This window comes from Streptomyces sp. NPDC048637 (assembly GCF_040650675.1).
GTDB lineage: Bacteria > Actinomycetota > Actinomycetes > Streptomycetales > Streptomycetaceae > Streptomyces.
In genome coordinates this window covers 27,455-42,378 of record NZ_JBEZHQ010000041.1, presented here as the reverse complement: position 1 = coordinate 42,378, position 14,924 = coordinate 27,455, and the positions used below count along the sequence as shown (strand labels likewise).

Sequence of the window (14,924 nt, the reverse complement as noted above, 5' to 3'; positions counted from 1 at the left end):
CAGGAGAGCGTGCCCCCGACCGCGGAGACCACCGTGCAGTTTTACGAATCGATGATTGAGCTAGTCGGCAACACCCCGCTGGTGCGGCTCAACAATGTCACTCGAGGTATCCAGGCCACCGTCCTGGCGAAGATCGAGTACTTCAACCCCGGCGGGTCGGTCAAGGACCGGATCGCCGTGCGGATGATCGAGGCCGCCGAGCAGTCGGGTGAGCTGCAGCCGGGCGGCACCATTGTCGAGCCCACCTCCGGCAACACCGGTGTGGGCCTGGCGATCGTCGCCCAGAAAAAGGGTTACAAGTGCATCTTCGTCTGCCCGGACAAGGTGTCCACGGACAAGATCAATGTGCTGCGGGCCTACGGTGCCGAGGTGGTGGTCTGCCCGACCGCCGTGGACCCCGAGCACCCGGACTCGTACTACAACGTCTCGGACCGGCTGGTGCGCGAGACGCCCGGTGCCTGGAAGCCTGACCAGTACAGCAACCCGAACAACCCGCGCTCCCACTACGAGAGCACCGGTCCGGAGCTGTGGGCGCAGACGGACGGGCGGATCACCCACTTCGTGGCGGGTGTCGGCACCGGCGGCACGATCAGCGGCACCGGCCGCTTTTTGAAGGACGCCAGCGACGGCAAGGTCAAGGTCATCGGCGCCGACCCGGAGGGCTCGGTCTACAGCGGCGGCTCCGGGCGCCCGTACCTGATCGAGGGCGTCGGCGAGGACTTCTGGCCGACGGCGTACGACCGTACGGTCGCGGACGAGATCGTGGCGGTCTCGGACAAGGACGCCTTCCAGATGACCCGGCGGCTGGCCAAGGAGGAGGGCCTGCTGGTCGGCGGCTCCTGCGGGATGGCCGTGGTGGGTGCGCTGGAGGTCGCCGCGAAGCTCGGCCCGGACGATGTGGTGGTCGTGCTGCTGCCGGACAGCGGCCGCGGCTATCTCTCCAAGATCTTCAACGATGAGTGGATGGCCGACTACGGCTTCCTGGAGGAGGGCGGCCCCGCCGCCCGGGTCGGCGAGGTGCTGCAGCACAAGGAGGGCGCGCTGCCCTCGCTGGTGCACATGCACCCGGAGGAGACCGTCGGTGAGGCGATCGAGGTGCTGCGCGAGTACGGCGTCTCGCAGATGCCCATCGTCAAGCCGGGCGCCGGGCACCCCGATGTGATGGCCGCCGAGGTCGTCGGCTCGGTCGTCGAGCGCGAGCTGCTGGACGCGCTGTTCACCCAGCGCGCCTCGCTGACCGACCCGCTGGAGAAGCACATGAGCTCGCCGTTGCCGCAGGTCGGCTCGGGCGAGCCGGTCGCCGATCTGATGGCGGTCCTGGAGACCGCGGACGCCGCGATCGTCCTCGTCGAGGGCAAGCCGAAGGGCGTGGTGAGCCGGCAGGACCTGCTGGCCTATCTGGCGCGCGAGGCCGGCAAGTAGCAGTGGTTCGGGGCACCCGGCGGCCGCCGGGTGCCCCGGCCGCGACCCGTTCCCGCATCCGTCACGGCGTCAAAGGGCCGTCAGGAAACGGGCCGTCACCGCAAGGTGTACGTATGCGTCATGTGCTCGCAGCACGCGCTTAACACGCGTCGGGCACCTTGGAGGTACGGCGACACGGACCTCCGGAGCGGCTCCCGGACCTCCACCGTCGCCGCCCGGACGCGACGACCGGCCCTGACCCGGCGCGCGTCCCCTGCGGGGACCGCCGTCGTCCCGCCCCCGGCTCCGGCCGGGGTGCGGCGGTCCCCGCCACCTCTCCCCGTCCGCTCCCGCCGGAGCCTCAGTCCCCTGCGCCGTCGCGGCGGTCCGTACGCGGGCGCAGCAGATTCCGCAGGTCCATGCTGTGGACCGCGTTGACGCCGACGATCCCGGCCCAGGCCGCCAGCAGTCCCGGCAGCCCGGCACCGAGGGCGATCGCGGACAGCGGGACGGCCAGCACCAGGGAGAGGGCGGCGAACCCGAACCGTTCCCAGAAATCCCTGCCGGCGCCCGCGCCGCGCGGCGGCCGGGTGCCGCGCGCCACCTGGACCTGCTGCTCGGCGAGTTGCCGCCGCACCCGCCGGTCGACGTGCGTGTCCAGCTTCTCCAGGAAGGACTCCAGGAGCTCCGACTCGTACTCCGGCCCCAGCTCTTTGCGCGTCTGGAGGGTCGCATCGAGTTCTTTGCGCAGATCGGGGTCGTGTGTCGCCATGCTGCCGAGATTACGGGCGGCGGGCGGGCGGCGCGCTGGGGTTAACCCCCCAATTCGGCGGGGGAGCGGTCCTCGTGGAGCGTGCCGGGCGCCGTGCGCGCGGTGTCGTGACGGGCGGCGAGCCAGTACAGGACGGCCGGTACGGCGAGTCCGACGAGCCAGGAGATGTCGGCGCCGCCGAGCGGTGCCACCAGCGGGCCGGTGTAGAAGTGCGTGACCAGGAACGGGAGCTGGGCGAGCACCCCGAGGACATAGACCGTCAGGGCCCGCACGTTCCAGGCGCCGTAGCGGCCGGCCGGGTCGCTGAGCGCCGGGATGTCGTAACGCTCCTTGGAGATCAGGTAGTAGTCGACGAGGTTGATCGCCGACCAGGGCGTGAAGAAGGTCAGCAGGAAGAGCAGGAAGTCCTTGAAGGACGTCAGGAAGGAGTCCTTGCCCAGGAGCGCGACGGCGGTGCCGGCCACCATGATCCCGGCGATGTACGCGGAGCGGCCGCGGGCTGTCAGGGTGCGCTGCCCGCGGAAGCCGCTGACGCTGGTGACCAGCGACATGAAGCCGCCGTAGGTGTTGAGGATGTTGATGGTGAGCTTGCCGAGGGCGATGACGAAGTAGAGGAACGAGGCGATCAGTCCGGTGCCGCCCAGGCCGACGATGTAGCCGACCTCGTGGCCCACGAACGCGGCCGGCGCCGCGGCGGCCGCCAGCGCGCCGAACGTCATCGACCACTGCGAGCCCAGCACCGAGCCGGACAGCGTCCACCAGAACGTGGCGCGCGCCGAGGTGTGCCGCGGGAGGTAGCGCGAGTAGTCGGCGACGTACGGGCCGAACGCCAGCTGCCAGGAGGCCGAGAGCGAGACGGCGAGCAGGAAGACCGGCAGCCCGAAGCGGTGGTCGGCGAGGAGGGTGCCGAGGTCGGCGCGCTGCACCAGCCGGATGCCGAGGTAGACGAAGGCCAGCGCGCAGACCAGGCCGGCGATCTTGCCGAGGGTGTGGATGAGGCGGTAGCCGACGGCCGCGGCGACGGCGGTGACCGCGGCGAAGAGCACGATCCCCGGCGTCGCGCCGAGGTGCGTCAGCTCGCCGACCGCCTGCCCGGCCAGCACGCTGCCGCTGGCGAAGAAGCCGATGTACATCACGATGACCAGCGCCAGCGGGACCACCGCACCGCGCACCCCGAACTGGGCCCGGGAGGTGATCATCTGCGGCAGTCCGAGCCGCGGCCCCTGCGCGGAGTGCAGTGCCATCACCGTGCCGCCCAGGAGGTTGCCGAGCAGCAGCCCGATCAGTGACCAGAAGGCGTTCGCCCCGAAGACGACGGCCAGGGCGCCGGTGATGACGGCGGTGATCTGGAGGTTGGCGCCCAGCCAGAGGGTGAACTGGCTGACCGCGCTGCCGTGCCGTTCGTCGTCGGGGACGACGTCGATGGAGCGCTGTTCGACCACACCTGCCATGAATCCGCCTCGGGTCGCCGCCTGTATGGATTCATGCAGGATCGAGGTCGATGAATGGAAGGTCAATAGGTGGGATCGATTACCGCGGTTAATTACTGGTAACGGACGGCTCAGGCGGCTGCCGTCGCGTCCATCGGCCGCAGTTCATCCGCGTACGAGACCGAGACCCGCCGCATCAGCCCGTCCTCGGTGATGTCGTACTGGCCCAGGCGCCACAGCGGTGGCGAGTAGGCGTGCACCGACACCGCGTCGTCGGTCGCGCCGGTGAGGCGGTGGATATGGTCCGGCCCGAAGCAGAACGAGGAGCCCGCGCCGACCGCGGTGGCCAGATGCTCGCCGCCGATCCGGGGGTTGGACTCGGTCAGGACGCCCTGGACGACACGCACTGCCCCCGAGGAGAGGTCGTGGTCGTGCCAGCCGGTGTCGTTCTGCCGGGTCCAGCACAGCAGCCAGACGTCGACGAACGCGTCGCGGTACAGCGAGGCGTAGTGCCGCTCGGTGTCGGAGAACGCGACCTGCTCGCGCCACAGGTCCGGGCGGGCGGCGAGCTCGTCGACCAGGGCATGCAGCTCGCGCTTGTCGAGGGTGCGCTCGGGCAGTGCGGTGAACGGCTGCTCGCCGTCGGGGACCTCACGGGCGGCGTCGGCCTGGGAGGCGGTGTCCGTCATGGGCGGGCTCCTTTCGTCGGGCCCAGCAGGCGGGCCGGGTTGGTGTGGCGCAGGGCGTGGACGGCGGCGTCCCCGCCGAGGTCGGGGAGGACGGGATCAAGAGGTGCAGCGCGCAGCGCTTCCCGTGGAGGGTGGTGGCGGGCGACGGGTTGGGCGTACGGGCGGTCGCTGCCGCTGACGACCACATCGATGCCGACGGCCCGCACGAGGGCGTCCACCGCACGGGTTCCGTAGGAGGACGTCTCGTAGAAGGCGTGGCGGTCCACCCGGCCGCGGTCCCGGCCGCCGCCGCGCGCGACCAGCCGCTCACCGTGCAGCGGCGCCAGGCCGGCCAGCGCGGCGAAGCAGACCCGCAGGTCCGGGTGGCGCGGCTGGCCGAAGGCGCGGAAGGCGAACCAGGAGGCGTGCAGCTGCTGGATGTACGGGACCAGGGCGGGCCACCAGGCGGGCGCGGCGGCGTCGGCGGGCGGAGCCGCACCGGGGTGGACGAAGAGCGGTGTGTCCTGCTCGGCGGCGACGTCCAGCAGCGGTGCGCAGCGGGCCCACCCCGCGGCGTCGAGCAGTGCGGTGGCGGGGAGCTGGAGGCCCACGCAGCCGCGCGCCAGCTCGCGCCGCAGCGCCTCGGTGTCCGGCTCGGGGGCGGAGAGGCAGGCCGAGGCCCAGACGCCGAAGGGGGCAGGCAGGTCCAGCGCGCCGTCGTGAAACGCGGTGAGCAGGGGGGCGGCCTCCGCGGGCGGCAGATATTCGATGCCGAGCGGACTGGAGAGCGACACCAGGGCGAGGTCCAGGCCGTCGGCGCGGGCGAGCCGGGCGCGGGCCGCGATGTCGTGGTCGGCGGGGTCGACGGCGTACGGCGGCTCACCGGGCAGGTGCAGCGTCCAGCCGTCGAGCCGGGGCGGCGCGGTGCGGGACCGCAGCAGGGCGAGGAACTCGGGTGGCCAGATGTGCTGGTGGACGTCGGTGGGCACGGGCCTCCCTCCGGGACGGCGCGGTCGGACGGACGGCACAAGCGGCATGGCCCGCCGCCCTGAACCGCTTCACTTAACCGATTAACTGATGCGTTTAAGTGAAGCGGTTAACAGGAGTCGCTGTCAAGGCCGCACCGGATCCGCCGAGCCGCGGACGCCCCCGGGAACGCCGCATTGTGGACGGGGGCGGGGCCCTCCTTGGGTAGGCTTCCGGGCATGGCCAGGCCCAATAAGCGCACCACCCTCCGCGAGGTGGCCGAGGCCACCGGACTCTCCACCGCCGCCGTCTCCTACGCGCTGCGCGGCAAGCATGTCTCCAAGGAGACCGAGGAGCGGGTGCGCAAGGCCGCCGCCGAGCTCGGCTACGAGGCCGACCCGATCGCCCGCGCGCTCGCCAGCGGCCGTACGAGCACGGTCGGTGTGCTCGCCGGTGATCTGCAGGACCTGTGGCAGCAGCAGCTGATGGCGGCCATAGGGCGCGAGCTGCTGGCCGGTGACCGCTATGCGCTGATCCTCGACGCGGGCGGCGACCCGGAACGCGAACTGACCCTCGCCAAGCAGCTGCGCGACCAGCGGGTGGACGGGCTGCTGGTCTCCCCCGTCGATCCGTCCGCCGAGGGCTGGTCGAAGATCGCCGACGCCGTGCCGGTGGTCTCCATCGGCGATGCGCTGAGCCGGGCCCGTACGGCGGGCGAGGTGCTCTTCGACAACCGGGCGGGCATCGACGCCGTCCTCGACTACCTCCGCGGGCTGGGCCACCGCCGGGTCACCGTGCTCACCCCCACCGGCCCCTCCACCCCCGACCGCCCCGCCGATGTCTATGTCCGCGAGGCCGCCGACCGGCTCGGCATCGAGGCCGAAGTCCTGCCCTGCCCCCAGGAGTTGGACGCGGCGACCGCGGTGGCCCGGCGGGTCCTGGCCAACAGCCCGGACGGCCGCCGCCCGGCCGGTGCGCTCGCCCCGCCCACCGCCGTCTTCTGCTTCTCCGACTCCATCGCCTACGGCGTCTACGCGGCCGCCGCCGAGGCCTCCCTCACCGTCGGCCGCGACCTCTCCGTCGTCGGCTTCGACGACCACCCCGTCTCCCGGGTTCTCACCCCGCCCCTGACCACCGTCGACTGGGGCTTGACCGGCATCGCCAAGGAAGCCGCCCGCCTCGCGGTCGCCGCGATCGAGGGCCGCCGGGTCCGCCGCAAGCGCATCCTGTGCGCCCCGCGCCTCTCGGAGCGGGGGTCGGCGGCGGAGCCCCGGCGGCAGTGACGCCCTGGCCTTTACGGGGGTGGCCGGACCCGCCGTAGCTTCTCGCGGTGGGGTTGGTCTTTGTGCTCACGCACACCGTGTTCTCCGGTGTGACGGAACCCGTCCGGCTCCTGGTGAGCATCCTGGCCGGTGCGGTCGTCGGACGAGCCCTGCGCGGCCGTCAGCTGCGCAGATGACCGGAGGCCGAGGGCGGGCCGGGCCGAGGTTCCCCGGCCCCGCCTTTGCCCGTTCCCTGCGTGAGGTCTCCGGCTGCACGGGGCAGCGCCGAGGAGCAGACTGGTGCCGGGCGCTCCGGTACGGTCGGGGCGTGTGTACCGGTCGGCCGACGGGCGGATGGGCGGGTCCTCGATGAAACGGTCCTCGATGAGCGAAGCCACGGCGCAGAGCGCCGCCGCGACGGCGGACGGCGGCGGACCGGGCGTCCCGCAGGGGGAGCCGGCGGACCGGCTGGAGGCGCACCGTACCGAGCTGACCGGCTACTGCTACCGGATGCTGGGATCGGCGTTCGAGGCCGAGGACGCCGTGCAGGAGACGATGGTGCGGGCCTGGCGGAGCTACGACCGGTTCGAGGGGCGCGCCTCGCTGCGGTCCTGGCTCTACCGGATCGCCACGAATGTCTGCCTGGACCTGCTCAAGGGCAGCCAGCGCCGGGCCCGGCCGATGGATCTCGCCTCCCCGTCGAGCGTGGACGCCCCCATCGGCACGGGGCTGCCCGAGATGACCTGGATCGGGCCCGTCCCGGACCAGCGGGTGCTGGCGTCCGCCGGGGACCCGGCGGAGACCGCCGTCGCCCGGGAGTCGATCCGGCTCGCCTTCATCTCCGCGCTGCAGCGGCTGGCGCCCCGGCAGCGGGCAGTGCTGATCCTGCGGGAGGTGCTCAGCTGGTCGGCGAGCGAGGTCGCCGAGCTGCTGGGCAGCTCGGTCGCCTCGGTCAACAGCGCGCTGCAGCGGGCCCGTGCCACCCTCGCCGCGTCCGGTGACACCACCGTCGACGCCTCGCCGCAGCCCCTGGACGACGCCCAGCAGGCGCTGCTCCGGCGCTATGTGGACGCCTTCGAGCGGTTCGACATGGACGCGCTCACGGCCGTGCTGCACGAGGACTCCACGCTGTCCATGCCGCCGTACGCACTGTGGCTGCGCGGCCGCGCCGACATCCTGAAGTGGCTGCTCGGGCCGGGCGACGGCTGCGAGGGGTCGCATCTGGTGCCGGTCAGGGCGAACGGCCGGCCGGCGTTCGGGCAGTACCGCGCGGACGGCGCGCCCTGGGCGATCCAGGTCATCGAGACGGCGGACGGCCGGATCACCGCACTGCAGTCCTTCCTGGACACCGCGCGGCTGTTCCCGCTGTTCGGCCTTCCGCTCCGCTACGGCGGCCCCGCCGGGGTCAGCTCAGCTTCTGCTTCTTGAGCCAGGCCTCGGCCACCCGGTCCGGGTCGCGCTTCTCCTTGTCGACGAGGCGGTTGAGCTCGGTGAGCTGCGGGGTGGTGAGGGTGTTGCCGAGGCGGGCGAGGGCCTTGCGGACCTTGGAGTCGGCCTTGCGGGAGGCGATCAGCGGGACGATGTGCTGGGCGGGGATCAGCTGCTTGGGGTCGCCGAGCAGGACCCAGCCGTTCTCCGCGGTGTCGACATCGGTGGTGAAGACATTGGCGATATCGATGTCGCCCTTCTTCAGGGCGCCCTTGACCAGCGGACCGGACGAGTCCAGCGCCTTGAACTCCTTGAACTCCACGCCGTATTGCTCCTTGAGGCCGACGAGCCCGACGACCCGCTTCTTCATCTCGGCGGCGGCGCCGAAGACCAGCCTGCCGTTGACCTTGCGCAGATCGGCGAGCGTCTTCAGCCCGTAGCGGTCGGCGGTCTCCCGGGTCACGGCGAAGCTGTCGCGGTCCTCGGCGGCGGCGTACGGGAGGACTTCGAGGCCGTTCGGCAACACGGTGGCCAGCGCGTTCTGCATCGCGCCCGCCTCGGTCTCGGTGGCCTTCTTGTCGAGGTAGAGCAGCAGACTGCCCTGGTACTCGGGGAGCAGATCGATATCGCCGGAGCGCAGCGCGGGGACCACGATCTCGCGGGAGCCGAGGTTGGGCTTGACGGTGGTTCTGACCCCGGTGGCATTCAGCACGCCCGCGTAGAGGTAGCCGAGGATCTGGTTTTCGGTGAAGTTGGCGGTGCCGATGGTCAGTCCGCCGCTGCTGCTGCCGCTGTCCCCGCCGGCACCGTCCCCCTTGAGGGAGGTGATGCCGGAGGAACAGGCGGCCAGCAGCGGGGCCGAGGCGCCCGCGAGGAGCGTGGTCAGGACGGTACGGCGGTTCATGGGCGGGACTCCTCGGGACGTACGGAGGGGACGGGGGCGGCGCATGCTCAGCGGGCGGTGGCCGGGCGGCCGCGGAACAGCAGCCGGGTGAGGCCGCCCAGGGCCAGGTCGGCGGCGACGGCGAGCACGGCGACCAGGGCCGCACCGCCGAGGACCTGCACCAGGTCGCGCTGTGCCAGACCGTCGAAGACATAGCGGCCCAGCCCGCCGAAGCTGACGTAGGCGGCGATGGTGGCGGTGGCGACGACCTGCACGGTCGCCAGCCGTACGCCCGTCATGATCAGCGGGAGCGCGAGCGGGAGTTCGACCTGCCAGAGCACCTGGCGGCCGCGCAGCCCCACGCCCTTGGCGGCGTCCTTGACCTCGGGGTCGACGGCCGCCATGCCCGCGTACGTATTGGTGATGATCACGGGCACGGCGAGCGCGACCAGCGACACATACACCGGCCAGACGCTCAGCCCGCCCGCCAGGAACACCAGGGTGACCAGGCCGACGGTGGGCAGCGCCCGGCCGAAGGAGGAGAGGTTGACGGCGAGGAAGGCGCCGCGGCCGGTGTGCCCGATGAGCAGGCCGATCGGCAGCGCGATCACGGCCGCGGCGAGGGTGGCGAGCACCGAGTACTCCAGGTGCTCCAGGATGCGGGTGGCGATGCCCTCGGGGCCGGACCACTGGGCCGGACTGGTCAGCCAGGCGGCGAGGTTCTTCAGGAGTTCGAGCATCGGCGCGTCACGCTGCCTTCCGCCACAGAGAGGTGCGCTGCCGGGAGGTGCCGCGGCGCCAGGGGGTGCACAGCCACTGGACGGTCACCAGCAGCGCGTCGGCGACCAGGGCGAGCAGCAGGGTCAGGGCCACACCGGCGATGACCGGGGTGGGGTAGTTGCGCTGGAAGCCGTCCGTGAAGAGCTGGCCGAGGCCGCCGTAACCGATGTAACTGGCCACGCTGACCAGGGAGATCGACATGACGGTGGCGACCCGTACGCCCGCCATGATCACCGGGAGGGCGAGCGGCAGTTCGACGGTGAGCAGGGTGCGCAGCGGCCGGGTCCCCATCGCCTGGGAGGCCTCGCGGGCCTTGACCGGGACCGCGTCCAGGCCCTCGACGGTGTTCCGCACCAGCACGACCAGGGTGTACGCGGTCAGACCGACGATCGCGGTGGTGCGGGTCAGCCCCGTGACCGGCAGCAGCAGGACGAAGAAGGCCAGGGAGGGGATGGTGTAGAGGATGTTGGACGCACCGAGGATGAAGCCGCGCAGCGGCCGTACGCGGTGTGCGAGGACCGCCAGCGGCAGTGCGATCAGCAGGCCGAGGAGGACGGCGGGCACGGCGGTGGCGAGATGGTCAGCGGTGAGCCGGGCCATCTCGTCGGCGTGGTCGGGGAACCAGCCCCACTCGATGGTCATGCGGAGCGCTCCGGGGCGGAAGCGGAGTTGAGGGGCGTGGAAGCGGACTTGAGGGGCGCGGCGTCCCCGGAGTCCTTGGAGGCGGGCGGCGCCGGGGCGGGTTCTGTGGCGGCCGCCGCCCGGCCCGCCTCCGCGTGGCTGCGGCCCGCCCGTTCGTGGATGGCGTCGCGGGAGGTGAGACCGGTCAGCACACCGTCGGCGGTGACCCGGGCGACCGCGGCGGCGGGGGAGGAGACCGCCTCGTTGAGCGCAGAGAGGAGCGAGTCGGTGTCGCGCAGCGGCCGGACGGCCTCCAGCGGAGCCTCGCCGGCCGTGCCGCCGGCGGGCAGTGCGTCGGTGTCCAGCCACCCCAGCGGTTCCCCGCGCGGGGAGGTCACCAGGCGCCAGCGGCCGCCGTTGCGGGATATCTTGCCGACCGGCTCGTCCGCGCGTATCTCCTGGCCGGGCGCGTAGGGGACATCCGCGAGGGTGGTGAGCGAGAGCAGCTTCAGCCCGCGCTCGGCGCCCAGGAAGTCGGCGACGAAGTCATCGGCCGGACGGGCCAGCAGCTCGGCGGGCGCGGCGCACTGGACGAGCCGGCCGCCGGTGCGGAAGACCGCGATCCGGTCGCCCAGCCGGACCGCCTCGTCGATGTCGTGGGTGACGAAGACGACCGTCTTGCGCAGCTCCTCCTGGAGCCGCAGCAGCTCGTTCTGCAGCTGGGTGCGGACGACCGGGTCGACCGCACCGAACGGCTCGTCCATCAGCAGGACCGGCGGGTCGGCGGCGAGCGCACGGGCGACGCCGACGCGCTGCTGCTGGCCGCCGGAGAGCTGGTGCGGATAGCGCTTGCCGGCGTCGGCGGGCAGACCGACCAGTTCCAGCAGTTCGGCGGCGCGGGCGCGGGCCTTGCGCTTGCCCCAGCCGAGCAGCAGCGGAACAGTCGCGATGTTGTCCAGGATCGTACGGTGAGGGAAGAGACCGGACTGCTGGATGACGTAGCCGATGCCGCGGCGCAGCTCGGCGGCGTCCGCCTCCAGAATGTCGCGGCCGCCGACGCTGATCGTGCCGGACGTCGGCTCGACCATGCGGTTGACCATCCGCAGGGTGGTCGTCTTGCCGCATCCCGACGAGCCGACGAGGACGGTGACGCCGCCCTCGGGAAGGTCCAGGGACAGCCCGTCCACGGCGGTGGTGCCATTCGGGTATCGCTTGCTGACTGCGTCGAACTTGATCATCCGCTGCCCCTTGCCCGGCCTGCATATGGTCATGCAGAGTCTTAGGCACGTGAATAGAAGTCAATAGGCGGAAGTGAATCGCCTGTTATATCGCCTGTTACTTCGGCTCACCGTACGGAAAGAGGTGTCGGACTTCCGTATACAAAGCGCGTTATAAGAGGGAGTTGAGCCCCTTGGTTTCTCACATGCTGGACAACGGCCGGCGATCCGGCCGGCGCATCACACTCGACGGCAGCGCTCTGCGCCCCACCGACATCGCCGCCCTCGCCGAGCGCACCGCACACCCCACGGCGCCCGACCCCAAGGCCTTCGCCCGCGCCGAGGAATCCTGGGAAACCGCCCGCCGCCTCGCCGCCACCGGCCGGGTCTACGGGCGCAGCACCGGCGTCGGCGCCAACCGCACGGAGGACGTCGGGGCCGCCGGCGCCGACCACGGACTGCGGCTGCTGCGCAGCCACGCCGGCGCGATCGGCGACCCGCTGCCCGCCCGCGAGGTCCGGGCCATGCTCGCCGTACGCGCCAACCAGCTGCTGGCGGGCGGCGCCGGCCTGAACCCCGCCGTCATCACCTCGCTCCTCGCCGCCCTGGACACCGGCGCCCACCCCGTCGTCAACGAACACGGCGCCGTCGGCACCGGCGACCTGGCCGCGCTCGCCCAGACCGGCCTCGCGCTGGCCGGTGAACACCCCTGGCACTGCGCGTCCGGCGGCCGGGCCCCCGCCCCCATCGCCCTCGACAACAACGACGCCCTCGCCCTGATCAGCAGCAACGCCCTCACCCTCGGCCAGTCCGCGCTCGCCCTCGACGAACTGCGCCGGCTGCTGGCCGCCTCGCTCCCGGTCGCCGCGCTCTCCCTCCTCGCGGTCGGCGGCTCCTACGAACCCTTCGCCGAGCCGGTCCTGCTCGCCCGCCCGCACCCCGGCTCCGCGGCCGCCGCCGCCCGGCTGCGCGCCCTCTCCGGCATTCCGCCCCGCCCCACCCCGCCCCTCGGCCGTATCCAGGACCCGTACGGCTTCCGCTGCATCCCGCAGATCCACGGCCCGGCGCTGGACGCCGCCGACACCCTGGACGGGGTACTGACCGTCGAGGTGAACGCCGCTGCCGAAAACCCCTTGATCAGCATCGAGGACCAGGCCGCCTACCACCACGGCAACTTCTACGCCGCCCATGCCGTGCTCGCCCTGGACACCTTCCGGCTGGCCGTACTGCAGACCGCCCGGCTGTCCACCGCCCGGCTCGCCGCGCTCTCCGAGCCCGACTTCACCCGGCTGCGGCCGTTCCTGGGCGACGCGGCACCCGCCAGCTCCGGCGTGATGATCCTCGAATACGCGGCCGGCGCGGCGCTCGGCGAGATGCGCGCGGTCTCCCACCCGGCCTCCCTCGGCCACGCCGTCCTCTCCCGCGGCGTCGAGGAACAGGCCAGCTTCGCCTCCCTCGGCGCCCGCCAGACCCTGCGCGCCTGCACGTACTACCGCCAGATCCTCGCCTGCGAACTGGTCGCCGCCGTACGGGCCCTGCGGATGCGCTCCCTGGAACCCGACCCCGGCCTGCCCCTCGCCACCGCCTTCACCCTCGCCGCCGAGGCCCTCGACCCGCGGATGGAGGACCGTCCGCTGACCGATGACGTGGCGGTGGCAACGGGCCTGCTGGACGGGCTGGCGGAACTGTGACGGGGACGGCAGGTGAGTGCCGCGGGGGTCGCGGGGGCCGCGGGGGCCGCGGGGGCCGCGGGGGTGTCGTATGGCGGGGGGATGGCTGGTGTCAGGGGTAGCCGCTGGCGGCCGGGGTGATCCCGTACGGCTGGATCGCGTGGCGTACGCGGACCGGAGCGGGTCAGGAATTCCGTACAGTCGGTCGACACAGGACAAGGCCCCCGACCGGGCCGGGAAGAAGAGGCGATGAGCGGGGACGGGGACAACGGCGGCGGCATCGGCGGCGCGGCCGACGACGGGCCGCGGAGCAGGGCCGGGACGACGCGGGGCGCGCGGGCCGCCGCGGGGCCGGACACCGGGACGGGTGTCGGCATGGACACCGGCGCGGACACCGGGACGGGCGTGGGCATGGACACCGGCGCGGACCCCGGGACGGATGTCGGCCTGGACACCGGCGCGGACCCCGGGACGGGTGTTGGCCTGGACACCGGCGCGGACATCGGCATGGACACCGGAACCGCCGCCCGGCTCCAGAAGCTCTTCGAGGGCCACCGGCTGACCCCCACCCAGCGCCGGATCGCTCACTGCATGGTGCGCCGGGCCGCCGACGCACCCTTCCTCTCCAGCGTCGAGCTGGCCGAACTGGCCGGTGTCAGCCAGCCGTCCGTCACCCGCTTCGCCGTCGCCCTCGGCTTCGACGGCTACCCGGCGCTCCGCCGCCATCTGCGCGAGGTCGCCCCCACGGACAAGCCCGGCGACACCGGCTCCTACAACGAGTACCAGCAGGCCGTGCAGGCGGAGATCGACAACCTCCGCCATCTCGCTGCCGCCCTCGCCGACCCGTCGCCGGTGATCGAGGCCGGCCGCCTCTTCGCCGCCTCCCGACCGCTCCCCGTCCTCGGCCTGCGCGCCGCCACCGCCCAGGCCGCCGGCTTCAGTTACTTCGCCCGCAAGGTGCACCCCGACGTCCGGCTGCTGGACGAGGGCGGCACCCTGCTCACCGACCGCATCGACGCCGCCGTACGCGCCGGGGCGAGCGCCCTCCTGTGCTTCGCGCTGCCCCGCCACCCCCGTGAGGTCGTCGACGCGCTGGAGTACGCCCGCACAGCCGGCTTGACCGTCGTCACCGTCGCCGACAGCGCCTTCGCCCCCGTCGCCCACCACACCGATCTGCTCCTCCCGGCCCCCGTCGGCACCGGCCTGGCCTTCGACACGGCCTGTGCCCCCATGCTCCTGGGCCGCGTCCTCCTGGAAGCGATGTGCGACGCCCTCCCGGACGCCCAGGCCCGCCTGGAGGAATTCGACGCGAGGGCGGCGGCGCGGGGGCTGTTCGTGGAGTGAGCGGGGACTGGCTGGCTGTTCGTGGAGTGAGGCGAGGGGCGGGGCGAGTCTCATCCGTTCCGGCGGCGCCCGGGGCATGGCGCTCATGGCGCTCATGGCGCTCAAGGTGCTCAAGGCGGTCAAGGTGCTCATAGGTGCTCTCGCCGCGGCACCGCCCACCGGGACCACCTCGGCCGATCTTCGCCCCCGGCGCCGTCTCAGCGCGCCCCGTCTCAGGAATCCTCATCCTGGCTGGCTGGCTACGATCCTCCGCCGGTACAGGTGGGCCGACAGATGCCGACAAGTGCCGACAGGTGTCGGCCTGACGACCAGGTGCTGGCCAGCTGCCGACCAGGTGCTGGCCAGCTGCCGACCAGGTGCTGCCCAGCTGCCGACCAGCTGCCGGCCAGGTGCTGCCCAGCTGCCGACCAGCTGCCGGCCAGGTGCTGCCCAGCTGCCGACCAGCTGCCGGCCAGGTGCTGCCCAGCTGCCGACCAGCTGCC

14 protein-coding genes are annotated in these 14,924 nt (G+C 72.5%); 6 read left to right on the top strand and 8 right to left on the bottom strand.

All coding sequences use genetic code 11. The annotated features are described in order from the left end of the window. The first annotated feature begins 33 nt into the window (after positions 1-33). Complete coding sequence (locus tag AB0C46_RS33945) at positions 34-1,422, top strand: cystathionine beta-synthase (RefSeq protein ID WP_362832584.1); 1,389 nt, start codon at positions 34-36, stop codon at positions 1,420-1,422. Positions 1,423-1,762: 340 nt separating this feature from the next. On the opposite strand, the gene AB0C46_RS33940 is transcribed toward AB0C46_RS33945, so the two are convergent. The 4 genes from AB0C46_RS33940 to AB0C46_RS33925 all read right to left on the bottom strand — a co-directional run bounded on the left by AB0C46_RS33940 (position 1,763) and on the right by AB0C46_RS33925 (position 5,260). Further along, positions 1,763-2,173, bottom strand: a complete 411-nt coding sequence (locus tag AB0C46_RS33940) for a hypothetical protein (protein ID WP_362832582.1) — start codon at positions 2,171-2,173, stop codon at positions 1,763-1,765. A 41-nt stretch (positions 2,174-2,214) separates the two neighbouring features. Next, positions 2,215-3,624 (bottom strand): cytosine permease, encoded by a 1,410-nt coding sequence (locus tag AB0C46_RS33935; RefSeq protein ID WP_362832580.1) that lies wholly within the window; start codon positions 3,622-3,624, stop codon positions 2,215-2,217. A gap of 110 nt (positions 3,625-3,734) precedes the next feature. After that, on the bottom strand, positions 3,735-4,292 hold the full coding sequence (locus tag AB0C46_RS33930) for a cysteine dioxygenase family protein (RefSeq protein WP_362832578.1): 558 nt from the start codon (positions 4,290-4,292) through the stop codon (positions 3,735-3,737). After that, positions 4,289-5,260: an amidohydrolase gene (locus AB0C46_RS33925; RefSeq protein ID WP_362832576.1), complete on the bottom strand. Its 972-nt coding sequence runs from the start codon at positions 5,258-5,260 to the stop codon at positions 4,289-4,291. Before AB0C46_RS33925 ends, AB0C46_RS33930 begins: the two co-directional genes overlap by 4 nt. A 216-nt stretch (positions 5,261-5,476) precedes the next feature. Between AB0C46_RS33925 and AB0C46_RS33920 the strand changes: the two genes are divergently transcribed. The 3 genes from AB0C46_RS33920 (at position 5,477) to AB0C46_RS33910 (ending at position 7,927) form a co-directional block, all read left to right on the top strand. After that, positions 5,477-6,520 (top strand): LacI family DNA-binding transcriptional regulator, encoded by a 1,044-nt coding sequence (locus AB0C46_RS33920; protein WP_362832574.1) that lies wholly within the window; start codon positions 5,477-5,479, stop codon positions 6,518-6,520. Positions 6,521-6,567: 47 nt separating this feature from the next. Next, positions 6,568-6,696, top strand: coding sequence for a hypothetical protein (locus AB0C46_RS33915; RefSeq protein WP_362832572.1), 129 nt, complete (start codon positions 6,568-6,570; stop codon positions 6,694-6,696). A 187-nt stretch (positions 6,697-6,883) separates the two neighbouring features. Then, complete coding sequence (locus AB0C46_RS33910; protein ID WP_362832570.1) at positions 6,884-7,927, top strand: sigma-70 family RNA polymerase sigma factor; 1,044 nt, start codon at positions 6,884-6,886, stop codon at positions 7,925-7,927. Here AB0C46_RS33910 and AB0C46_RS33905 read toward each other — a convergent pair. Genes AB0C46_RS33905 through AB0C46_RS33890 form a run of 4 tightly spaced genes read right to left on the bottom strand, consistent with a single transcriptional unit; the run spans position 7,905 to position 11,449 of the window. Further along, a complete protein-coding gene (locus AB0C46_RS33905; protein WP_362832568.1) occupies positions 7,905-8,831 on the bottom strand; it encodes an ABC transporter substrate-binding protein in 927 nt (308 codons plus the stop codon). The two genes, AB0C46_RS33910 and AB0C46_RS33905, sit on opposite strands and share 23 nt — an antisense overlap. Positions 8,832-8,878: 47 nt before the next feature. Continuing rightward, complete coding sequence (locus tag AB0C46_RS33900; RefSeq protein WP_362832567.1) at positions 8,879-9,550, bottom strand: ABC transporter permease; 672 nt, start codon at positions 9,548-9,550, stop codon at positions 8,879-8,881. Positions 9,551-9,557: 7 nt separating this feature from the next. After that, positions 9,558-10,232, bottom strand: coding sequence for an ABC transporter permease (locus AB0C46_RS33895; RefSeq protein WP_362832566.1), 675 nt, complete (start codon positions 10,230-10,232; stop codon positions 9,558-9,560). Next, on the bottom strand, positions 10,229-11,449 hold the full coding sequence (locus AB0C46_RS33890) for an ABC transporter ATP-binding protein (protein WP_362832564.1): 1,221 nt from the start codon (positions 11,447-11,449) through the stop codon (positions 10,229-10,231). The genes AB0C46_RS33895 and AB0C46_RS33890 overlap by 4 nt, the downstream gene beginning before the upstream one ends. A 185-nt stretch (positions 11,450-11,634) precedes the next feature. Between AB0C46_RS33890 and AB0C46_RS33885 the strand changes: the two genes are divergently transcribed. Together AB0C46_RS33885 and AB0C46_RS33880 are read left to right on the top strand one after the other, a co-directional pair. Further along, complete coding sequence (locus AB0C46_RS33885; RefSeq protein ID WP_362832650.1) at positions 11,635-13,119, top strand: aromatic amino acid ammonia-lyase; 1,485 nt, start codon at positions 11,635-11,637, stop codon at positions 13,117-13,119. Positions 13,120-13,347: 228 nt separating this feature from the next. Further along, positions 13,348-14,442 carry a MurR/RpiR family transcriptional regulator gene (locus AB0C46_RS33880; RefSeq protein WP_362832563.1) on the top strand — a complete coding sequence of 365 codons (1,095 nt, stop codon included), beginning with the start codon at positions 13,348-13,350 and terminating at the stop codon, positions 14,440-14,442. The last annotated feature ends 482 nt before the right edge of the window (positions 14,443-14,924 follow it).